Origin of the sequence: Tolypothrix sp. PCC 7601, from assembly GCF_025677855.1 — a bacterium.
GTDB classification, from domain to species: Bacteria; Cyanobacteriota; Cyanobacteriia; order Cyanobacteriales; family Nostocaceae; genus Aulosira; species Aulosira diplosiphon.
Genome location: NZ_CP064879.1, coordinates 5,593,173 through 5,614,625, shown reverse-complemented (window position 1 = coordinate 5,614,625; position 21,453 = coordinate 5,593,173). Strand labels below are relative to the sequence as shown.

The following is a 21,453-nucleotide window of genomic DNA, read 5'->3' as shown; positions in this document are numbered from 1 at the left end:
CTGGTACTTGTGTGCTATTAACTAAACATAAAGCTTGAGCAATATGACGATCAAAAGGAACTTCAACTAATACAGCATTCCTTGCATCAACAGCTGCAAGCCAACGTTCCCAACGTTAGTGCAGAAATGCGTCCTTTCTCGCTTAAATAAACAATCTCGGCTAAGGTAATCGAAGCAAATGCAATTTGATCGCCATCAGATACTATTTGCTCGATCATATCTTTTGCTGTTGTCGATAGCCGGGAATCGCCAAAAATGTACCAAATGACTGTATGGGTATCAGCTACAGCACGCAGCATTAAATATCCTCCCGTGGGAAGTTGATCCATTCCTCGCTACGGGATTCATCAATTTCCTCTGTGCTGGGGGCTGAACCTAAATCAGCACACAAACCCCACAATGATTTGCGCGGAATGGGCACTCCATACATTAATTCGCGTTCTAAATCAGGGGTAATTTCCTGAATTAATCGCAACTTGTCCACACTAGAAAGTTGCTTTGCTAGCTTAATTACATCATTTAGGCTCACAACTTTTCACCTGCTTCACCTGAGAAAATTCTCACAATGCTTAAGTCTGATTAAACTCTCTCCACAACTGTTCCTACTACGCAAGCCCTATCTAAATTCACACCGTTTAAATTCGCACCTTCTAACTCAGCACATAATAAATTTGCGCCAGTAAAATTAGCTCCAGCTAAGTTCGCTCCACGCAAATCGGCTTCTTCGAGATTGGCTTCGCTTAACAACGCCCCTTGCAAATCAGCACGGGTTAAGTCTGCACCTTTGAGATTTGCTCCTGTGAGGTTAGCACCGCGCAAGTCAGCACTGCGTAAATCAACGCCTTGTAAATTGACGTTCATCAAATTAGCGCCACTCAAAAAAGCACCTGTCAATGACACATCACTGAGTGTCGCACCCATAAAGTTAGCACCGCGCAAATTGCTACCACGCAAGTCAGCACCAGTTAAATCTGCTTGCATCAAATTTGCTCCCATGAGGTTTGCCCGTAAGTCGGTGGCTTGGAGGTTGGCTCCCATCAAATTTGCGCCTTCTAAATGTCCACCTTCAAATTTGGAACCAGTGAAATTGGCACCTACAAGGGTAGCACCTGCAAGATTGATGCGGCTTAAATCAAGTTGAGAGAGTTCCTCGTCTTCTAAATTTGCTCCTGGGAGTTGTTTAAGAGTTCCTAATTTAATAGCTTCAATATTCATTGTGGGTAACTACCAATCTCCTCACTACTCTTACTGTGACTATCCCAACGGGAATCAATTAGCCACATTCCGGCACTGACTTTGGTTTCTATTAAAGGTAAGTCTAATCCTTGTTGCAAACCCATGACTAACAAAGCTAGGGTATCTACAAGTTTAGGGTCAAAGCGGGTTGATTGTTGTTTGCACTCATCTAAAGCTTGAGTAAAAATTTCCTCTCGGCTGATTTGGGGAGATTTTTTCTGATTGACTCGCCATTGAAAGTCTGCAACTAAGGCTAAAATGCGTGATTCTAGGGGAATTTCATCTCCAGCTAAACCGGCTGGCTCTCCTGAACCATCCCACCACTCAGTTTGATGAGTAATAATTTGAGCAACTGCTCGTAACCTGGGCATGGTTCGCAATACTTGTGCGCCGGGTACTAGGGGACAGCTTAAGGGACGATTGGAGTCTTCTTCGTGGTAACGTCTAGAGCTACCTGGCACCAGAACGCTTTCGGCTTTTTGTAAAGGATCTATGCGGTGCAACAAAGCGGCTAGGCGCAATCTTTTAATTTGCCATGCAGGGAGATTTAATAATTGCCCTACTGTTTCGGACAGGGCTACGACTTCCGCCGCAGCCATTGGGTTATTAATATCTGCCAAATCTATTAATTGTGCCATCCGCAAGAATGCTTGGATTTCATTAGAAACCAAGTTGTTGTCTAGTACTTGCTGACGTAGCGCTGTGGGAACGGGTAAATTTTCCTGCCCAGTCTGGAGGTAATCAACGACAAGGGAAACAACTGCACTCAAATCTTCTGGTGTCACTAAACTAGGCTTAATGGCATCTTTATAGGCAGTTAATTTGTCTGCTAGTTCTGGGTTTAATGGTTTAATATGAGCGATCGCTAATTCTGCTGTCTCTCTGACTAACTCTGGCTCAAATGTCCATAAGCCATAAAATTTACGCTCTAAGTCTGATGCGGGTAGCCCACCACTGCCATAATCAGCTTCTGATAATTCTTGACAAATTACCATTGCTGTGTAATTAGGCGAGAGAATAATTAAGTGCCACTCTTGAGCTACAGGGTCGGTGGGATCTAAAGCTACTAAGTCTACATTCGGTAGTTTGCTGGTAGAATGTTCCGCAAAACCAGCATCGGAGGCAGCCATAATCACAATTTGGCCGCTTTTTTGAGCGATGTCTGCGTATCTTTCTGCTTCTTGGAGATACCATTTACCTCGTTGGAAGGCAGTAATCACTAAGGGCTGACCATCATCTTTGAGAATATGGTCTTCCAAGGCATGACACAAGGCAACTAGGGTATTTTTGTAATACACTCCGAAGCGAATTGGTCTAACACTACGGCGATGATTACTTTCTAATTGTTGGAGTATGGAGCCTTCTAACATGGGGTTTGTTTAAATCAACCGCGAAGGTGGGCGTAAGATAAAAAATTTTAATTTTGTCTATAACTTTTTCAGTTTACTTTTTGCTGTATGAATTACGCTACAGACCAAAAGTCTGAATATTTATACAAAAGTTAGCTTACGTAAATTGGGAATGGTGAGACAGCGCTGCGGGAGGGTTTCCCTCCGCAGGCGACTGCGAACCCGAAGGGGGCATGGGGCATTGGGAATGGGGCATGGGAAAGATAGATTTTCTTATTTGGTTGTGGGTTGATTTTGAAGATGCGAGTCTCAAATTTGGAGTAGGCAAAAAGCCTACCCCAGATGCTTAATTAAACACCTACTAATTGTTTGTCGTTTTTCTCCATTGGCGCAGATAGTGCTGCTTCTAAATCAGCACAACCCAATTTCTCTTCCAAGATTTTCATAACTTCACGTCCAAAATCGTTGGGGTTTTGTTGCCAAGCTTGCAAGCAGACTTCACCAAAAAATGAACCCAAGGGTTCTGGATTCCACAGGAGTTTTTTGGCTGTCCACGGCATTAAGCTCATAGGATTATACCCAGGTTTGAGAATACCTTGTTTAAAGGCATATTCTTCTAAATGGGTGTGAGGTTGTAGTCCAATAAAGAAAATGGCTGGTTCAACTTTATCTGCGCCAAAAATGCGTTCGAGTTCACGGTGATAGGCGATGGTTTGGCGGATGGTTTCGGGACGTTCGTCAATAACGTTAAAGGAGTAGTTGACGGAAACTAAGTCATTGAAACCAGCAGCTTTTAAATCGCGACAGTTTTGCAAGACAGTACGCAGGTTGTACCCCATCCGCATTTTCCGCACGAGTTCTTGAGAACCACTGGTAATTCCAATTTCAAAGTAATTCATCCCAGTTTTCGCCATCAATTCGCACAATTCGGGTGTGAGATTGTCGGCTCTGATGTATGCTGCCCAATGGATATCTGTCATCCCAGAATCGACGATTTTTTGTAACAGTTCTGCTGCATCATCGATAAATTTTCTGGCGGGGATGAATTGGGCATCGGTAAACCAGAAGTTGCGAATACCGCGATCGTATAATTGACGTATCTCGGCTACTACTTCATCGGCTGGGTTAATGCGTACCTGTTTGCCTTCAACTACGGTGTAGACGCAATAACAGCAGTTATGAGGACATCCGCGTTTGGTTTGGACACCAATATAAAAGTCTTGCCCTTGGAGATAATAGTTAAATTCTGGCCAGATGGTTTCGATATAGTCGTAGTTACAAGCAGTCTTTTCTAGCGGTGTGGGTTGTTCGTGAATTAAGCGCTGTCTTGGTTGCGCTTCTCCGACTACATAGCAGCGTTCATCACGAAACTCTTTACCACTTAAAAATTTAGTTAAGAGGGTTTCTCCTTCACCTACAGAGATAATTGTGCCTGCAGGTAAGCTTTTACCCAACTGTTCGTAAAATACGCTAACTGCACCACCACCAACAACTGCACGCGCAGTTTTCGCATACCTCTGGGCGCGTTTTAAGCCACGTTTAATTAATCCCAGATTGCGCCATAACTCTACGTAGTAAGCAATGAAAATTCGCAAGCCACCCAAAGCCCCGCGTAATTTTATCAGCGGATTCTTCGCGTAGTAGAATTCAAAAGCGTTTTGTAACGGGTTGCCACCACGACCGCCCACTGGGGCATATATTTGGATATCTCGCCAAGAAAATACTAGCAGTGTAGGCTTAAATTCATCGATACAGCGCTCTAAGGCTTGAGCATAGTCTAAAGGTGGTACGCATCCCAAATCAAAGATACGCTGCTCAATATTAGAAAACTGTTTGTGGACATGATCGCTAAGGTAGACAACCCCAATGGGAAAGATGGGGTTACAGGGAAGGCGAACGTAAAGAATTCGATTTTCCATTGTGCTTGCGTTAACTGCCATCTTGCCGTTTCTGTGGGGAAAGTGAGTGAAAAAACATCCAGTTGTTAACTGTATGTATTGATTTAGGCTGCTTGATTTGAGCGCGATCGCACTTAACATTTAAGCTATGTCTCGCTCAAAGCGAATTCCCTACTGGTAACTTTTGAAATAGCAAAAATTGCTCGGCATACCAGTAGGTATGATAGCCATAGGTTTGGTTTATGAAGATTTTTTGCTTATAGCTTTACCATAACATTGAGTCTATTCCTTAAGCGACGATTCTCATCTATAACTCTGGGAATTAGTCGCTCAAAAAAATTTACTTGTAATACAGCCTAGCGATCGCGGGATCATCGTTATCCTCTACACTCAAATTTCTGCGATTAAAGAAGTTATATAACAACTTGTTTATCAAGGAATGCATATACAAGATCTTCCTTTATAGTGTATAATTATAGAAAAATTAGATATATTTACAAAAGTTTCACAACTTATACATATCTTTAGATAGAAATATTGCAGAAATATGCAGTTGGTAGTCGGAGTTACAGCTTATGGGGATCGCCCAGTGTTACTTTTACAGATGTAATGTAAAATTGTGGCGTAAAGCTCCTCAGCAGTTATGGCTCAAATATTAGATCCACTACCACCTGAGCAATCGGGAACTATTCTCTGCTGCTACGTAAATGCCACGAGCAAAATCCAGGTTGCCCGCATCTCCAACATTCCTAATTGGTATTTTGAAAGGGTTGTTTTTCCTGGACAACGGCTCGTGTTTGCAGCCCCTAAAGAAGCTCAAATGGAGATTCATACAGGGATGATGGCAAGCGCAATATTATCGGATACTATTCCTTGTGTTCGCCTTGCAATTAATGAGGATGGTACTTATGAGTTGGGTAGCAGCTCATCAGTAGCAATAGACTCTATTAATAAAACATCAATAGTGCAGCCAATTAATACAAAAACTGACGATACAACAAAACCTTTAACAATCGCTGGTTTAGCTTCCGTTGATTAAAAAAATTTTCTCAAAATTAGGGGTTGCTGAAGCCAGCAGCCTTTTTTGTTGAGTAGTGGTTTGGTGTTTGGTGTTTGGTATTTGGTGTTTGTTAGAGAAACGTTTTAACAGGTATTAAGGAAGAGATTTGAGAGAATTTACATATTAATCCCGCTTTTGTCACTCCAGGAAAAGAAAAATCAAAGCCAAATTTTGAACTGTAGATAGAAAGGACATTTGAGCGTTTATTTTCTAACACAATGGCTGAAATGATTTTTTCTTGGTAAAAGTCTTATGCTATCAGCATTCCAGATTATTCTTCCCCGAAAAAGATAAAAGAGGGTTAATAGGGTGTTGCTTGTCCCCTTTGCTTTTTTATCTCCTAATTCATTTCTCAGTCCCCAATACCCAGTCCCCATTACCCCTTATCCCCAGAGGGGGCCCCGAGTTCCCCAGTCCCCAATCCCTAATCCTCAGCCCCCATGACCCTTTCTCTTCTACAATCAATGTATGAATTTGCCTTCTTTTCTTTGGTTGTGGAAAATAGCGGCTTGGTCAATGGGGTTATCCTTGCTAGCATACGTGATGTTAGCGACCACCGGTTTTTGGATGTTTAAAGCGAGAAGTTCGCAAAATCCCCCTAATATACCTTTCTTAAATAGAGGAAATGCGGGGATGCGATCGCTCCACTATACAATAGGCATTAGTATGGTCGGTTTAGTGCTACTACTACTGGCGATTGGTATTATTGGCACGTTGGGCCATTTCGGTTCGCTAGGACATTCATCTCACTTGGCTGCTGGGTTGGTAGTAGTAGGATTAGTTTTGCTATCTGCTGTTAGTGCAACCCAAATTAGTCCCGAAAGACCTTGGGTGAGAACTTTACACGTAGGCACAAATATTATTCTGTTTATAGGTTTTGCTTGGGTATCACTCACAGGTTGGAGTGTCGTCCAAAAGTATTTACCTTAATTCTTGAGCTTATTAGTATAAAAGTACTATTGAGATGCGATCGCAAAAGCAATTCTCTAAATTAGTAAGCACTTTAATGCTGAACATAGCACTAAAGTGCTTGCTGTATTTATATGCCAAAGTGTGAAAGCAGCTCTTTAATTTCAGCGAAAATGAACGGCTTGCTCAGTCCTTGGTTAGGATGAAATAAAAGTCAATGATTGTAATTGAGCCGTGACTGCAAACTTAGTTAACACCTCAACTTCTGTTTTTCGCCTCTCGCCGTTGATTAGAATAACGCTGCTGAGTTTATACTTAGCACTCACAGTTCCATTACCATTTTTAGCGCAGGTAACAGCAGCACCTACACCACCAGCTTTATTGTGGCTAGGAATTGGAATTGGTTTTATGGCTTTGTATGCAGTGTTGACAGAACGAGTCATTTTAGATGACCAAGGAATTCAGGTGACTTATCCTGTCTGGGTACCGCGATTTTTTCGTAAAGGTTGGTTATTAAACTGGTCTGATGTCAAAGAATTAAAACCCCGCACCACAGGTCAAGGAGGTATAGTATATTATTTTCTCAGCCAGTCAGGACAAGCTTATTTATTACCAGTGCGTGTAGCGGGATTTGCCAAACTGGTAAGACAAGTACAAGAAAAAACGGGTATAGATACTACAGATGTTCGCCCGTTAGCCCAGCCTTGGATGTATATAATTTTGTTAGGTTTCACGTTATTATTACTGTTGGTAGATAGCTGGACTATCACCACAGCCTTAAATCAATAATTACTAATTCGTAATTCGTAGTTCGTAATTAACAAGGCATAGTAAATCAGGGTATTGAAGGAAAAAATAAATATTTATTTCTTCTTTCAACTCCAGTAAGATTAACTACGAATTACGTAGACGCGCAGTGGTGAAGCAGTGCGTTGGGCGGGTTTCCCGACTTGAAGCAACTGCTGAACCCGAAGGGCTTGCCGCAGGCTATTATCAATTACGAATTATATTGACCCTTTCCCCAGCAACTTGAACTTGGATAATGTCACCCCTAAAGCCACACTCAGGTTAGAGCAAGTCAATCTATTTACAAAGCTCAAAACCCAAATTTCCAGCAATCATCAAGGATACCCAATATTGCAGGATATGAGTTTCGAGGTACGCGCTGGAGAACGGATTGTGATTGTCGGCCCATCAGGCGGAGGAAAAACAGCCTTACTCAAGCTGATAAACCGCCTGATTGAGCCGACTAATGGCAAAATATTTCTGGAAAATCAGGAATATCGCCAAATTCCTATATTCCAGTTACGCCAGGTAGTGACACTGGTATTGCAAGAGTCTAAGCTTTTAGGGATGACAGTTGAGCAAGCTTTAGCTTATCCACTAGTTTTGCGTGGTTTATCCAAACAGACAATTCAGCAACGAGTAAGTCATTGGATAGAACAACTGCGTATCCCTAGTGATTGGTTGGGAAGGACGGAAGTGCAACTTTCTGCTGGACAACGACAGCTAGTAGCGATCGCACGTGCTTTAGTTATCCAACCAAAAATCTTATTATTAGATGAGCCAACCTCTGCCTTGGATGTTGGTACAGCGTCTCATGTTATAGAAAATTTAACCCAGCTGGCTACCACTCATCACATCACAATTCTGATGGTAAATCACCAGCTAGAACTAGCACAGGAATTTTGCACCCGACTTTTACACCTACAACAAGGTCGGTTGTTGGCAAATCAACCAGTGTCTGAAATAGACTGGTTCAACTTACGCACCAGCTTGATGCACGCAGAAGCTCAAGCCTCTGAAGAATGGGGTTGATTAAGAGTCCAGAGTCAAAAGTCAAAAGTCAAAAATCTATGAAATTTTTTAATTTTGAATTTTCTGCTCTGATTCAGCTATACACGTTGAGTACTAAGGGTTGAACGCTGATTGCTAAATCTCTCTTTAGCTAACTTTGCTGGTGAGTTGGGAATATTGGAATTCAAAATTTCCATGTTAAATCGGTATCCCACATTGCGGATGGTTTGAATTAAACTAGGTTGGCGAGGATCTAGTTCAACTTTTTTCCGCAGCGATAAAACATGAGTATCAATAGTTCGGGGATTGTCAATAGCGTCAGGCCAAGCACGACGTAGTAACTCGGATCTAGAAAGAGGTACTCCTCCCGCTTGGGCTAAAACGTATAATAAACTAAATTCTTGGGGTGTTAAGTCAATAAACTCCCCTTGAAATCTCACCCGGCGTTGCACTAAATCAATTTGCAGCGAACCGTAATCCAGATAAGCTGGTGCTACTGGTGTGCGGTTGCGGCGAATTAGTGCTTCTACTCTGGCGAGAAACTCTTGCATTCCAAAAGGTTTACTCAGGTAATCATCTGCTCCCGCCTTCAAACCAGCGACAATATCAGATTCATTACTACGAGCAGATAGCATTAAAATTAAAGGTTGTTGTTGACGATGCAACCAACGGCAAAACTCAATGCCATCACCATCAGGTAAATCAGCATCCAGAATTACCAATGTTGGTTGCTGGTTTAAAAACACTTCCCTTGCTTGATAAATGCTGGCGGCTTGGTGTACTCGATATTCCAACTGTTGTAAGTGCCAACCTAGCAACGACCTGAGATGGGGATTCCCCTCAACGATTTCAATACAAACCGAACCCACGGTGGCAAGACCCCTTAGCGTTGATGAATTTCAAAGTAACAAGCCCAGTCTCAAGGTTTTGTAGTCTTTGTTACTCCTACTACTATTCTCTTTATATTTCCTTATAGAAATATTGGCTAGAAGTTTAACTTATGCTTTAGCCCCAGCCAATTAGTAATTTTATTAAATTTTTGTTATAATTATTTAAATTAGTGCTAGATGAACATCCAAGCTCCTACAACGCAGTAATCCAACACAACTTAATCACCAAAAAGCTAACCCTTAGCTATTTGTCTTTCTTATCTTTCAGCTTGATGGTGAAAACAGATTGCACCTTGCATCAGTTTAGTGTTGACTTACACAGATAAAGCTGAGATGTTACTAAAAGTAAATTATAAAAATAGCTTACCAAATAATCTTATTCTCGCTTTTCTGGAATAGGATCTAAATACGTTGTAGCTGCTGGAGGGTAATGCCCAAAACAGAGATATTGATTTTGACTCAATGCCAGGGGGAAAGTGACACTTCACATTTCCGCGTGAATCATTTACAATTCTCATTCCAAAGAGATTAATTCAGCAGTTATGCTCCAAGACACACAAACCATCCGCTATTACCAAAGACTGACCGACGCCTTCGTCGAGCTATGGAATCGTGGTTATCGCATGGATGATATGCGGATGTATTTGGATGGATATCTCGCCGCTCTGCGGCACGGCAACGCAATCGAGCCTTATCTGATTCATCGTTTAGAAGAGGAAGCAAGCCGCTACCTTTACGACGCATCAAACTTTGCAATGACTCAACCAGAACCGGAACCACAACACGATTACTATTAATGCTGCGCTCCGTTTTTGAGCGTAACCACTAATCAACGCAGATGATTATAACATATTACCTGCTTTGATCAAGGGGTTTAGTGGTGTGAAATACTGGAGAAATTTTTTTGATAAAAACTATCCCCTTAGTGATATTTTAGATTTCCCTATATCACTGAGGGGATTTTTAAGTGGGGATTGGGGACTGGGGGCTGGGGGCTGGGGACTGGGGACTGGGGATGAGGGAGATGAGGGAGATGAGGGGACAAGGGGAAACACCAAACACCAAACACCAAACACCCAATTACCAATTACCAATTACCTATTACCTATTACCCAGTTTGCTAAGAAATGTAAATTGATGGGTTGACTGCATAAAATCTTGATGAAGCGTTGATAGGTTAGTGCAGCTTTAGTAGGACGACCTTATGTGACAGCCGTAGAATTAACTTTCGAGCAAGCAATGCTGGTATTAGACAGAGTGTTGCAGACAAAGCATTTAAGTAACATTCAAGAGTTAGTATTGCGATTGTGCTGGAAAGGATATACCTATGCAGAAATTGCTGAAAGCTCAGGTTATGACGATGATTACATCCGAGATGTAGGCTTTCGGTTATGGCAGACACTTTCAAAAGCACTGGGAGAAAACATCGCTAAAAGTAACGTTAAAACAGTGCTGCGAAGGTATTATGCCAACTTTGTACCAGCAGAATCAGCAGGATCTAACACTACAGCATTTCCCAATGCGAAACCCCAGCGCCGTCAAGATTGGGGAGAAGCGATAGATGTTTCAATTTTTTATGGACGCAAAGCAGAACAAGCATTACTGGAAAAGTGGATTATCCAAGAAAAATGCCGCTTAGTAATGCTGCTAGGAATGGGGGGAATAGGTAAAACAGCTTTGTCTGTGAAGGTAGCAGAACAGTTACAGAGTAAGTTTGATTTTGTAATTTGGCGTAGTCTCCGTAATCGCCCACCGATTTCTACTCTCCTGCGGGATTTAATTCTGTTTCTCTCGCAAGAGACAGAAGTAAATTTACCAGAAACCACAGATGGTCAAATTTCGTGTTTGATTAAGTATTTACGTTCCCAACACTGCTTGATTTTGCTGGATAATATCGAATCGATTTTTCAGGAAGGGGAAACCGCAGGACATTATTCCCCAGGATATGAGGGATATGGTCAACTTTTGCGCCGTGTGGGAGACGAAGTACATCAAAGTTGTTTGATATTTACTACTAGGGAGACTCCCAGCGGGTTTACAGCAAGGGAAGGTGACACTTTGCCAGTGCGATCGCTTCAATTAACTGGATTACCACAATTAGAATCGCAGCAAATCCTCTCAAGTAAAGGATTAGTCAATTCAGTAGCCGAAACTAAGCAGCTAATTCAATCTTATACAGGTAATCCTTTAGCATTGAAAATTGCTGCAACAACGATCCAGAGCTTATTTGATGGCGATATTTCCCAATTTTTACAGCAAGGGCCAGTTGTTTTCGGTGACATTTGGGTAATTTTAGAGCAACAGTTTCACCGCCTGTCTGCTAACGAAAAGCAAGTCATGTACTCCCTAGCACTCAAACAAACCTGGGTAACGCTAACGGAATTACAACAAGATGTTGTACCGAAAATTTCTGAAGGAGAATTATTAGAAGCACTTTTGTCTTTACAAAGGCGATCGCTTCTCGAACAGCAATCAGGACGCTATAGCCAACAGCCTGTAGTTATGGAATACGTAACTGACAACCTGATGGGGCAGGTTTGCTGTGTGCTAAGTTGAAATTGCTTCCTGACTTAGCACTCGTTATGGTGATTGCAAAATGCCCGAATGGAAACTAGTAACAGAATTTACATTTGATAGCGCTCACTACATCAAAGATTACGATGGCCCTTGTGGCCGGATGCATGGGCATACCTATAAAGTCAGAATGGAGGCAAAATCATCACAACTTCACTCTTCAGAATTTTGTCCACATCCGGTTATGGTGGCTGACTTTAGAACTTTGCGTTGGGCGAAACAAGACGTAACTAAAGGAGGACTCGACCACTGCGTGCTTAATGAAGTCTTACCCCCAGAATATGAAACCACTGCTGAGATGATTGCCAAGTATATTTATGACCGAACTAAGCAGCAGTTACCGCCAAATGTAGAACTCAAAGTAAGGGTTTCAGAAACAGCAAATAGCTGGGTTGAGTATCAAGAATAATTTTAGTTAAAGTTTGCTTTGGTTAACCTTTCAGCTTCTCGATGTTAATTCGGGGAGCTATTTTTTATGGGTGACTGAAGATACCCACTATTTATACCATTTTGGATTTTAGATTTTAGATTTTGGATTGAGAATTAGTCTTTGTGTAAGAGTTCTGTCAATCCATCTGTCGCATTCTTGTTTCAAATTGGTATTACTTTTTTTTCTGTACAAATTCAATCAATAAAGGTATAACTATATACTAGCAACAATGAGTTTTTGATTTCAAAACCACTATGGCAAAATACCAGCCTTTGTTTACCACCCTTGCTTTATGCTCTCTCTCCCTGAGTACCATGACTAGCAGTAGCTTGGCTCAAAATAAAGCTGCAAATCAAGCTAGCTTACAAGCACAGGCTAATACTTCTACTTCTGTTTCTACTTGCCCGTTACCCACAGAAATTGCAGTAACATTTTTAAAATCTGAATGTCAAGAAGTGAAACTCACAGAAGCTAAAACTTACTACCGTTACTTCAGTAGTGATACTAATAAATTTGGTAGATATCTCACTACCAATCTTTACAACAATAATGTAGAAGTAATTAGAAAATTAGCCTTAAAACAAGAATGGGGCAACCAAGCGAAAATAATGTTAACAGTCACTGTACCGGCTGGAACGAAAGTGTATCAAGGAATAGTCGCGCCTCAAGAACCTTCACAATGTTATCCAGGCGGCGGACAGCAAATATTTATTCAGAATTCCAAAGATCCAAACTTAAAATGGTCTGAAGGAACCCCATTGCAAGTAGCAGAATTTAAGTGTCCTTTATAAAAGGTGCCAAATTAATCACTTCCAGATAAAATTTGTACAAAGTTGCGATCGCAATTTTGGATATTTAACCGACATCCAAAAACTGAGATGCTCATAAACGGCGATCGCAACATTATTTACCAATATCTCTAATTAAAAAGATGGAAGCAAAAAAAGTAGAATTTCTGAAGCTGATTGATCAAGCGCTAGATGTAGGAAAATCGATGCTTGATACTGGATATCCGTCTTCAGATAGATTAAATAACTTAATCGATCAATTACAGCAAATTAAAGCCGAAACGATTAGCGATCGCTTAGAATCATCAGGTGGAACTGTCACACTAGGCTTGGCGCGGGAAGTTGCTGATTGGATTGAGAATTTAGATTCACCCTTATTAAAAGCTGTAGGCGCAATAGAGATTTATTACCAGCAACAACTATAAAGTCGAAAATTATACCAATTATTATGTAATTCTATTTGGTTGTAGGCAGTTACACTAATTTTGTTTTTTCAAAAAACACTAGTAAAATTAAGCATATATACTGTATAATTTTAGTCAAATCTTCAAAGGAATTTGTCAATTTAAATAACTGATTCTGAACGTTCATAAAGAAATAAATCAGTTTATTAAGGTTTTAATAATACTTATCTCAGCTTCGACATTCATTCCGTTATTTGCTGCTGTAATTGTGTAATCTGAAAACAGCTAAAGCTAATAATGAAATTGAGGTCTGATGACTCCTACGATTATGCGTCAGCTATGGTCTGTGGTTGAAACCGCGCAAACCAAGACCCTATTACAGCTAGACGATGCTAGCTTGGTGCAATGGTTAGTCAAACAAACCAACACCCAAGCATTGTTAGAACCGAAAGAAACAGATTTTCTCTGTGATTACATACAATCTCGTTTGTCTTTGATTCGCGATTTAGCTTATGAACGACAGTGTTAAGACAAGAGCGATCGCAATATCTTAGTCCTCAGTGTCAGGGCAGTAAAATTGGGCTATTGGCTATTGATGTTGTTGGGGTAAATAACCTTCTACCAAGCAATCAGAACCAACTACACGCCAGCGAACATTTTCTAAAGTTAAAGCTTCCGTCATCGTGGTAAAACCCAAATCGCCTACAGGCGTGGGAGCATGACTACCACCAATGATTTTGGGAGCGATAAAGGCAAGAATTTTTTGCACCGCTCTTTGTGCGATCGCACTTGCAGCTAAAGTACCACCACATTCCCACAGAACGCTACAAAAACCCCGCTCATACAAGTGCCCCATGACATTATCTGGTGTGAGTGACGTGAACTCCACCACTTCTACACCCTTTTGCCGTAACATTTCTTGAATATTCGGATTAGCGCCTACCTCCGTTAACACTAAAGTAGGAGCTTCCTCTGTTTCCCACAGGTGAGCATTTTCTGGCAAGTCGAGATGGCGACTCATCACCACCCGCAAGGGATTATGGGCCCCTACCTGATGGCTAGTTAAGTAAGGATTGTCTTGCCGCACAGTATTACCGCCCACAATAACAGCATCACAAGCAGCCCGTAGTTGATGAACTTCACCGCGGGCTGCTTGATTTGTTACCCAAGCACTATGACCGGAAGTAGTAGCAATTTTGCCATCCAAAGTCATGGCATACTTCAAAATACCTAAAGGGCGTTTGTAGAGAATGCGATGTACAAAAGCTTCATTGAGTTGCTGACAAGCTGCTTCTTCCACGCCTACTAAAACTTCTATACCTGCAGCACGTAACCGCGCAATCCCGCCGCCTGCTACTAGTGGGTTTGGATCTACCATCCCCACCACCACCTTTGACACTCCCGCATTAATCAAACCTTCCGAACAAGGCGGAGTGCGCCCGTAATGGTTGCAAGGTTCCAAACTCACATAAACAGTAGCACCGCGAGCGCTTTCTCCTGCTGCTCTGAGCGCAAAAACTTCAGCATGAGGTTCACCAGCACGGGGATGAAACCCTTCCCCCACAATTTCCCCATCCTTAACAACCACTGCACCCACCAAAGGATTTGGGGAAGTGCGTCCCAAAGCACGACGGGCGAGTTCCAAACACCGCCGCATCATCAGGGAATCAAAATCACTTCCTACCCTGTTCCCAGCCGAATCAACTGGAAGCGTATTTTCTGGAGTGTAGTTAGGAGATGCATCTGCTTGAGCGACCACAGGAGAATTATCCATAATTTTGGGGAACACTCTCAATATTTTCCACGCTAGCTGCTCTTTTGCGCGAGATTTTCACAGTAATATTCAGCTTTTACTTTTGGTGATCTTAACTTACAGGGTTGGGCATGGGGCATTGGGCATTGGGCATTGGGCATTGGTAATGGGTAATTGGTAATTGGTAATTGGTAATGGGTAATGGGTAATTGGGTGTTTGGTGTTTGTTATTTCCCCTTATCTTCCTCATCTCCCTTATCTTCCTCATCTCCCTTATCTTCCTCATCTTCCTCATCTCTCATTTCCCCAAACTCTGGGAATCGAGCAAATGTGGCGGTAGCTTATTTACAATCGAATCATCCCTATACTTAAGCTGCTATTCGCCTGAATATGGAATTAAATTTACGTTTTCCGGAAATTAATCAAGTTATTGTCAGGCTTGATGACCAAGAAACTAACACGCTAAATTTTATATCTCCCTTAACAGCCGAAGACTTGGAAGATATTCGCTGGTATTTTGAAGTCTATGCTAAAAGTTACACGGCTGATGTGGATGATGAACGGGCGAAGCGGATTGAAGATAACTTTCAACAATGGGGTGCAGGCTTATTTGAGGCTGTTTTTCAGAATCGCGCCGCCCAGAGGATATTTAATGATTTTCAAGATGCAGATGAACCAGGACGCTTATTAACTATTAGCGCCAGTCATCCGGCAATTTTATCTCTACCTTGGGAGTTGTTACGCGACCCAGCATCAGATATCTATTTATTTAATGAAAATCCCCGGATTTCTGTGCGTCGTCGCTTGGCGGGGGCGGGTGGTGGACGCAAACCGTTTAAAGTTCAGCCAAAAGAGAGTTTGCGGTTGCTATTTGTAGTCAGTCGTCCCAGTGATGCGGGGTTTATTGACCCTCGTGGAGAAGCCAAAGCGGTGTTAGATGCTGTGGCTCAAGAAGCAGCAGGAAAAATTGAGGTAGAATTTTTGCGTCCCGCGACTTTGGATAATTTAGTCGCCCGCTTAGAAGACTCACGCCTACCAGCGATTGATATTGTCCACTTTGATGGGCATGGCGTATATGACCCTGATGGCAGATTCCATAAGCTGGCGAAATCTAGTGACCCAGAAGGAGCGACCAAAGGGGAAAATGGCAATGGCAGCAATATGGGTTATCTGTTATTTGAGAATACAGAAGGCAAGATGGCCCTGATTAGCGCCGAAACCTTGGGAGAAATGCTGCACCGTCAAAAAGTCGGGTTAATTGTTCTCTCTGCTTGTCAGTCAGCAACAGTGGCGGGTGAGGATGCTATGGGTTGTGTCGCCGCCAGATTAACCCATGCAGGGATTCCCGCAGTATTGGCGATGACCTATTCAGTATTAGTAGTCACAGCCCATCAATTGTTTGCCAAATTTTATCAACGCTTAGTGCGGGCTGAAGGTATCGGCGCAGCCTTAGATAATGGACGACGGGACTTGTACCTCAACAAAGAACGCGGCGAAAGGCGAAGAGGAGACAAGCAAATAATTTTCAAATTACAAGACTGGTTTCTCCCAGCCTTATACCAAGCCGCCGGAGATACCCCTTTATTAACCCCCTCATCCGCCTCATCTTCCTCATCTTCCTCATCTCCCTCATCCCCCCCACCTACTACCAACCTCCCCGAACTCCAAGAAGCTGGTTTCTTCGGTCGCAGTCGGGAATTATGGGAAATAGAACGCTGGTTTATTCAAGGAACGCGGCGTATTACCATATCCGGCTTTGGTGGACAGGGAAAAACCTATTTAGCAGCCGAGGCGGGGCGGTGGTTGTCCCGCACGGGGATGTTTGAGAAAGTATGTTTTGTGAATTATGCCGCGTTTCAGGGTGTGGATGCTGTAGGCTTGGCGGTCAGTACCTTAGCGACGGTATTGGGACAGAATTTAATTGATGTGTCAGCCGCGACTGCTGCTTTGGGGCAAACACCGACGTTATTAATTTTAGATAACTTGGAAAGCTTACAGCCAGAAGCATTGCAAGAATTGTTAACCGTGGCGAAACAATGGTCTGAGGTAGGGCAATGTCGCCTATTACTCACCAGCCGCACACCGAATTTTTATCATTCAGATTATGCCATTGAAGGCAGTTTAAAACATCGCTCATTACCATTGTCGGGCTTAGAGTGGGAAGATGCTTTGGCTTATATCCAGAGTTTGTGGAAGCTACCGCCATCACCTGTATATAAACTGCCAGAACGAAATGAGTTGAGGCGATTATTTCGGTTAGTAGATTTTCATCCGCTTTCCCTCGGCTTATTGGCACGACAGTTGAAAATGCGCCCTGTGGCAGAGTTGGGGGAACGGTTGGCAGCGTTAATTGAGGAAACACCCGATAATCCCTTGTTAGCATCCTTGAATTTGTCTTTGGAACGGTTGGATGATAAGGCGCGGGAGTTGTTGCCGAAGTTAGGCGTGTTTCAGGGAGGGGCGATGGAAAATTTATTGTTAGCAATTACCGAGATTTCTGAGTCACAATGGCAACAGCTACGCCCAGCACTGGAAAATACAGGCTTGATACAACCAGAAAATCTGCCTGGTTTTAGTGTTCCTTTCCTGAAATTTCATCCCACCTTAGCCCCTGTTTTGTGGTCGCGCTTGTCACCGGAAGTACAAAGCGAACTCCTCGCCCGTTATCGCCTATGGCATTATGAATCATCTAAATATTTGTATTTTGAAGATCGCAACGATCCTTATTTTACCCGTATTATTGCCCAGAGAGAACTGCCGAATTTGCTGTATGCAGTCAACGGCTCGTTGGATACGGGGGAAAAATGGGTGGTGGAGTTTGTTCGTAATGTAAACCATATTCTCCAGGTATTCGGACTCAACAGAGATAGCGTTGCACTCACCCAACGAGTTGAACAGGTGCAGGTGGAAGTAGGTTCCCAGACATGGTATCTTGCCAGGACTAATGTAGGTCAGCAATTATATAACGCCGGACGCTATCAAGAAGCGGCACAGGTGTTTCGTGAGATACTCACGGGCTTAGGTGAGGAACCGAGTTATGAAGGCTGTCTGACTTTAAATCATCTAGGAAATTGCTTGCGGTTTCAAGGACAAACAGCACAGGCAGCAGAGTTTTACCATCAGGGGTTGGCAATGGCAACGCATTTGGAACAGTCTAACGATGTAAAGAGTCAGATGGGAAATTTGCAGGCTGATCTGGGTGTTGCGCTGATGTATATGGGGCATTACGATCAAGCACGAGAAGCCTATGAGGCTTCATTAGCTATTAAAGAGGAAATTGACGACTTTAGAGGTATTGCAGTAGCAAATGGGGAACTCGGCACCTTATTTCTGCGCCAAGGTAACCTCCGAGAAGCAGAACAATGCTTCATTAAATCACTGACTACTTTCCAGCGACTGAATGAACCAGCAGTGGAAGCTATGTATTGGCATCAACTGGGTAGGGTGTATGGACAAGCTAAGGAGTGGGATGCTGCCGAACATGCCTACCGAGAAGCGGCAAGAATTAATGAATCTCAAGGGAATCTAAAAGGTGCTGTAACGACTTGGAATGAATTAGCTTTAATAAATGCAGACACTGGTAAACAGGAAGATGCAGAGGCTTGGTTTCGCAAGGCGATCGCAGGTGCAAAAACTGCGGGAGATAGGTTACAAACATCAAGGTCACTCAACAACCTCGCTGACCTCCTGCAAAACCAACCCTGCCGCCTCCCAGAAGCGCGGCAATTAGCAGAAGAAGCATTGGCTATCGAGGAAACATTAGACCCTGCTGCGGCTGAGATTTGGAAAATTTACCATATTTTGGCAGATATTACTGAAAAACTAGGCGAAACCACCCAAGCTAAAGACTATCGTCGCCTGTCGCGGCAGGCAAAGGCAGCATTTGCGGGGACGCGCTATGAGTTACAACGGTTTGGGTGGTTTATTGCTACGGTAGTTACGACGGTAAATGATGCACAAGTGAAGCAACAGCTAGAACCTGTGCTGGAAGAATTGATCAAAGCTGGTTTGGTTAATCTCGTAGCTGCCATTCACCTGATATTAGACGGTGAGAGAGATGAAGATTTGCTGTGTGAGCCTTTGGATTTTTATGATGCTCCAATTATCAATGCTATCCTGCGGGGTATTGCCGATCGCAACACACTCAACGAGTTGTTAGACGAGCAGGGTTAAATAACTAGTCAGATAAATTAATTACACAACGTAGCAGAGCGGAAGGAAGGCGATCGCAAGGGCTGGGATTGCTTCGCTTCGCTCGCAATGACTGTAAAGATTTTTACCCATTTACTGAATTTGTAGTTAAAGGCGATCGCGCAGTGCATAATTTGAGTTCAGAAGGCGAAAGTTGAAGCTCAAAGCTCGAACATTGGACTTCAAAACGAGAATGTTCCAGTTCCAAACAAGAACGTTGCACCTCAGAACGAGAATCTTCGAGTTCAGAAGGCGAAACTTGAAGCAAAAAGCTCGAACATTGGACTTCAAAACAAGTACGTTGAAGCAAAAAGCATGAACGTTGCACCTCAAAACGAGAATGTTCTAGTTCCAAACAAGAACTTTGCACTTCCAAGCCTGAATGTTGCTGAAAAATCAAAAGGACACAACATTGTTGTGCCCCCAGCTTGGTATATTTACTTGCAAAATGGTGTTTTCCTTAATCTCGACCACACCTAAACACTAGTTGACGCAGCAAATTTAAGATTGCTCGAACAATTTCATTTCTTGCCACCAACGATTCAGGGGATAGTAAACTACTGGAGCCCAAAGACTGCTGAGGATAGCAGAAGCTAAGGCAACACGCTGATAATAAGTCCAGATGTATTCGGTTTTGCGATCGCCCATTAAACTCAACTCCACTCCAAAAATTGCCTCAGCGACAACTGCCATCACAAAGACAATCAAGGCAATAGAAATAAAGTCTTCTTCAATAAAACGCTGCTTCTGAAGCAAACCAGTCAACATCCCCACTATTCCTAGCGATAAGGCATGAGTGGGGTTAGGCGATGTCATCCCATCCTGAAGTAAGCCCAAAACTATACCAGCAAAAGCCCCAGACCAAACTGTGCGTTTTACACTCCAAGCCACCACCCAAATTAACAACCAGTTCGGCCCAATCCCCAATAATTCCATCCCTGGTAAGCGGGCTGGTAACAATAGCAAACATAACAACACAGATCCCGCTGTCACCGCCCAATCGACAAACTGACGTGTGCGAGGATTCCAACGTGCGATCGGCGGGATTTTAAATTTGGCTCTCCGCGCTGACGGTTTTGACTTATTTGGACGGCGACCAGTAAATGCAGGCATCTTCATGTTGGTGCAACAGTTATGGGGAGGGTAAGAATTAATTACTAATTCGTAATTTCTAGTTCGTCATGAGGATTTACGCAACAAAATTATAGAGTTTGCGTTTTTGACATCTTGGCAGTTTTCGACATCAGTGCTGCCTGGGTAGTATTTAACCCACTAGCTGCCAGTTTAGAAATCATCCTTTGAAACTATATTTAATTACGAATTACGAATTACGAATTACAAATTACAAACTGATTAATTAGATTTTGGCGGTTCTGGGTTGGTCGTTGGAGGATTTTCTGTTGCGGGGATGGGGTTTTCGGGTTTTGGATATACAGATACCCAATCGAGCGATCGTATTGGTGGGAAAAGTTCAACTTTTGCGACTGAAGCTGGAAGTTTCTTTAAATCTAAAGATTTAATTCTGCCGACTGCGACACCAGCAGGAAACTTTTGACTATAAGTGGAAGTAGAAACATAATCGCCTACTTTCACATTCGGAACTTTTTCATAAAATTCCAGCACTGCTTCCGCCGAAGAATCTCCGCGCAAAACCCCTTTGGCTGAGGTGCGACCGATTGTGACACCAACTTGGCTTTTCAGGTCACTAATTAATAAAACCCGGCTAGTATTGGGGGTGACGCTTTCTACCAAACCGACCAATCCGCCTTCTGCCCTCACAATGTAACCTTCTTGAATTCCAGCATTTGAGCCGCGATCCAAGGTGATTTGTTGCCACCAATGGTCAGCGCTACGTCCAACTACCCGCGCTGTCATTGGGCGAGAAGTAGCTGGCTCCTTCTCTACGTAGCCTAATAAATTTTGTAACTTTTTGTTTTGGCTTTCTAAATCAGCAATACGTGTTTGTAACTCCAATGTCCGCGCATCTTTCAGGCGTTCTTCTGCAGTAGGCCCCGTCTGCAACATTTGCAAAGGACGAGTAATCGTTTGATACATCTCCAGTAATAGCGCTCCTTGGGTTTGGCGTAAAATCCAAGCGCTACTTAACACGAGAGCGATTAATCCAATTTGTAGACCTTTGCGTTCCCACCAACGACGTAAGATAACCATCTATC

General features: G+C 42.8%; 23 protein-coding genes. 12 read left to right on the top strand and 11 right to left on the bottom strand.

The window, feature by feature from the left end; genetic code table 11:
* Nucleotides 1-86 precede the first annotated feature (86 nt).
* From HG267_RS23055 to HG267_RS23035, 5 genes are all read right to left on the bottom strand, one after another.
* Complete coding sequence (locus tag HG267_RS23055) at nt 87-329, bottom strand: type II toxin-antitoxin system VapC family toxin (RefSeq protein ID WP_263419966.1); 243 nt, start codon at nt 327-329, stop codon at nt 87-89.
* On the bottom strand, nt 299-529 hold the full coding sequence (locus HG267_RS23050; RefSeq protein ID WP_045868157.1) for a hypothetical protein: 231 nt from the start codon (nt 527-529) through the stop codon (nt 299-301). The genes HG267_RS23055 and HG267_RS23050 overlap by 31 nt, the downstream gene beginning before the upstream one ends.
* A 50-nt stretch (nt 530-579) precedes the next feature.
* Nucleotides 580-1,215 (bottom strand): pentapeptide repeat-containing protein, encoded by a 636-nt coding sequence (locus tag HG267_RS23045; protein WP_045868156.1) that lies wholly within the window; start codon nt 1,213-1,215, stop codon nt 580-582.
* A complete protein-coding gene (locus HG267_RS23040; protein WP_045868155.1) occupies nt 1,212-2,606 on the bottom strand; it encodes a DICT sensory domain-containing protein in 1,395 nt (464 codons plus the stop codon). The genes HG267_RS23045 and HG267_RS23040 overlap by 4 nt, the downstream gene beginning before the upstream one ends.
* A 329-nt stretch (nt 2,607-2,935) precedes the next feature.
* The gene (locus HG267_RS23035) at nt 2,936-4,525 is read right to left on the bottom strand and encodes a photosystem II high light acclimation radical SAM protein (RefSeq protein WP_045868154.1); all 1,590 of its coding nucleotides are present in this window, start codon (nt 4,523-4,525) and stop codon (nt 2,936-2,938) included.
* Nucleotides 4,526-5,126: 601 nt separating this feature from the next.
* Here HG267_RS23035 and HG267_RS23030 point away from each other — a divergent pair.
* The 4 genes from HG267_RS23030 (at nt 5,127) to HG267_RS23015 (ending at nt 8,270) form a co-directional block, all read left to right on the top strand.
* Nucleotides 5,127-5,522, top strand: coding sequence for a DUF1830 domain-containing protein (locus tag HG267_RS23030; protein ID WP_045868153.1), 396 nt, complete (start codon nt 5,127-5,129; stop codon nt 5,520-5,522).
* A 489-nt stretch (nt 5,523-6,011) separates the two neighbouring features.
* A complete protein-coding gene (locus HG267_RS23025) occupies nt 6,012-6,473 on the top strand; it encodes a DUF4079 domain-containing protein (protein ID WP_045868152.1) in 462 nt (153 codons plus the stop codon).
* A 213-nt stretch (nt 6,474-6,686) separates the two neighbouring features.
* A complete protein-coding gene (locus HG267_RS23020) occupies nt 6,687-7,241 on the top strand; it encodes a hypothetical protein (protein WP_045868151.1) in 555 nt (184 codons plus the stop codon).
* Nucleotides 7,242-7,487: 246 nt separating this feature from the next.
* The gene (locus tag HG267_RS23015) at nt 7,488-8,270 is read left to right on the top strand and encodes an ATP-binding cassette domain-containing protein (protein WP_045868150.1); all 783 of its coding nucleotides are present in this window, start codon (nt 7,488-7,490) and stop codon (nt 8,268-8,270) included.
* A gap of 77 nt (nt 8,271-8,347) precedes the next feature.
* Here HG267_RS23015 and HG267_RS23010 read toward each other — a convergent pair whose 3' ends face one another.
* The gene (locus tag HG267_RS23010; RefSeq protein WP_045868149.1) at nt 8,348-9,118 is read right to left on the bottom strand and encodes a response regulator transcription factor; all 771 of its coding nucleotides are present in this window, start codon (nt 9,116-9,118) and stop codon (nt 8,348-8,350) included.
* A 563-nt stretch (nt 9,119-9,681) separates the two neighbouring features.
* On the opposite strand from HG267_RS23010, the gene HG267_RS23005 reads away from it, so the two are divergent.
* The 7 genes from HG267_RS23005 (at nt 9,682) to HG267_RS22975 (ending at nt 13,864) form a co-directional block, all read left to right on the top strand.
* The gene (locus HG267_RS23005) at nt 9,682-9,936 is read left to right on the top strand and encodes a DUF6761 family protein (protein WP_045868148.1); all 255 of its coding nucleotides are present in this window, start codon (nt 9,682-9,684) and stop codon (nt 9,934-9,936) included.
* 85 nt (nt 9,937-10,021) lie between these two features.
* Nucleotides 10,022-10,285, top strand: coding sequence for a hypothetical protein (locus HG267_RS23000; RefSeq protein ID WP_155538979.1), 264 nt, complete (start codon nt 10,022-10,024; stop codon nt 10,283-10,285).
* 60 nt (nt 10,286-10,345) lie between these two features.
* Nucleotides 10,346-11,695 (top strand): NB-ARC domain-containing protein, encoded by a 1,350-nt coding sequence (locus HG267_RS22995; protein ID WP_052335063.1) that lies wholly within the window; start codon nt 10,346-10,348, stop codon nt 11,693-11,695.
* A gap of 40 nt (nt 11,696-11,735) precedes the next feature.
* Nucleotides 11,736-12,122 carry a 6-pyruvoyl trahydropterin synthase family protein gene (locus HG267_RS22990; protein ID WP_045868146.1) on the top strand — a complete coding sequence of 129 codons (387 nt, stop codon included), beginning with the start codon at nt 11,736-11,738 and terminating at the stop codon, nt 12,120-12,122.
* A gap of 275 nt (nt 12,123-12,397) precedes the next feature.
* Nucleotides 12,398-12,934 carry a hypothetical protein gene (locus HG267_RS22985; RefSeq protein WP_052335062.1) on the top strand — a complete coding sequence of 179 codons (537 nt, stop codon included), beginning with the start codon at nt 12,398-12,400 and terminating at the stop codon, nt 12,932-12,934.
* Between the two features lie 140 nt (nt 12,935-13,074).
* Nucleotides 13,075-13,356: a hypothetical protein gene (locus tag HG267_RS22980; RefSeq protein WP_045868145.1), complete on the top strand. Its 282-nt coding sequence runs from the start codon at nt 13,075-13,077 to the stop codon at nt 13,354-13,356.
* 292 nt (nt 13,357-13,648) lie between these two features.
* Nucleotides 13,649-13,864 (top strand): hypothetical protein, encoded by a 216-nt coding sequence (locus HG267_RS22975; RefSeq protein ID WP_045868144.1) that lies wholly within the window; start codon nt 13,649-13,651, stop codon nt 13,862-13,864.
* 60 nt (nt 13,865-13,924) lie between these two features.
* Here the strand turns inward: HG267_RS22975 and ribD are convergent, their stop codons facing one another.
* Both ribD and HG267_RS22965 read right to left on the bottom strand, forming a co-directional pair.
* Entirely contained in the window at nt 13,925-15,109 is a 1,185-nt protein-coding gene (gene ribD, locus HG267_RS22970) for a bifunctional diaminohydroxyphosphoribosylaminopyrimidine deaminase/5-amino-6-(5-phosphoribosylamino)uracil reductase RibD (protein WP_045868143.1), read from the bottom strand.
* A 91-nt stretch (nt 15,110-15,200) separates the two neighbouring features.
* Nucleotides 15,201-15,338: a hypothetical protein gene (locus HG267_RS22965; protein WP_155538977.1), complete on the bottom strand. Its 138-nt coding sequence runs from the start codon at nt 15,336-15,338 to the stop codon at nt 15,201-15,203.
* A gap of 140 nt (nt 15,339-15,478) precedes the next feature.
* Here HG267_RS22965 and HG267_RS22960 point away from each other — a divergent pair, with 140 nt between their 5' ends.
* Complete coding sequence (locus HG267_RS22960) at nt 15,479-19,261, top strand: tetratricopeptide repeat protein (RefSeq protein ID WP_045868142.1); 3,783 nt, start codon at nt 15,479-15,481, stop codon at nt 19,259-19,261.
* 103 nt (nt 19,262-19,364) lie between these two features.
* On the opposite strand, the gene HG267_RS22955 is transcribed toward HG267_RS22960, so the two are convergent.
* The 3 genes from HG267_RS22955 to mreC all read right to left on the bottom strand — a co-directional run bounded on the left by HG267_RS22955 (nt 19,365) and on the right by mreC (nt 21,448).
* On the bottom strand, nt 19,365-19,655 hold the full coding sequence (locus HG267_RS22955; protein WP_155538975.1) for a hypothetical protein: 291 nt from the start codon (nt 19,653-19,655) through the stop codon (nt 19,365-19,367).
* A gap of 125 nt (nt 19,656-19,780) precedes the next feature.
* Nucleotides 19,781-20,398: a rod shape-determining protein MreD gene (mreD, locus tag HG267_RS22950; RefSeq protein WP_045868141.1), complete on the bottom strand. Its 618-nt coding sequence runs from the start codon at nt 20,396-20,398 to the stop codon at nt 19,781-19,783.
* Between the two features lie 234 nt (nt 20,399-20,632).
* Nucleotides 20,633-21,448 carry a rod shape-determining protein MreC gene (mreC, locus tag HG267_RS22945; protein ID WP_045868140.1) on the bottom strand — a complete coding sequence of 272 codons (816 nt, stop codon included), beginning with the start codon at nt 21,446-21,448 and terminating at the stop codon, nt 20,633-20,635.
* Nucleotides 21,449-21,453 lie beyond the last annotated feature (5 nt).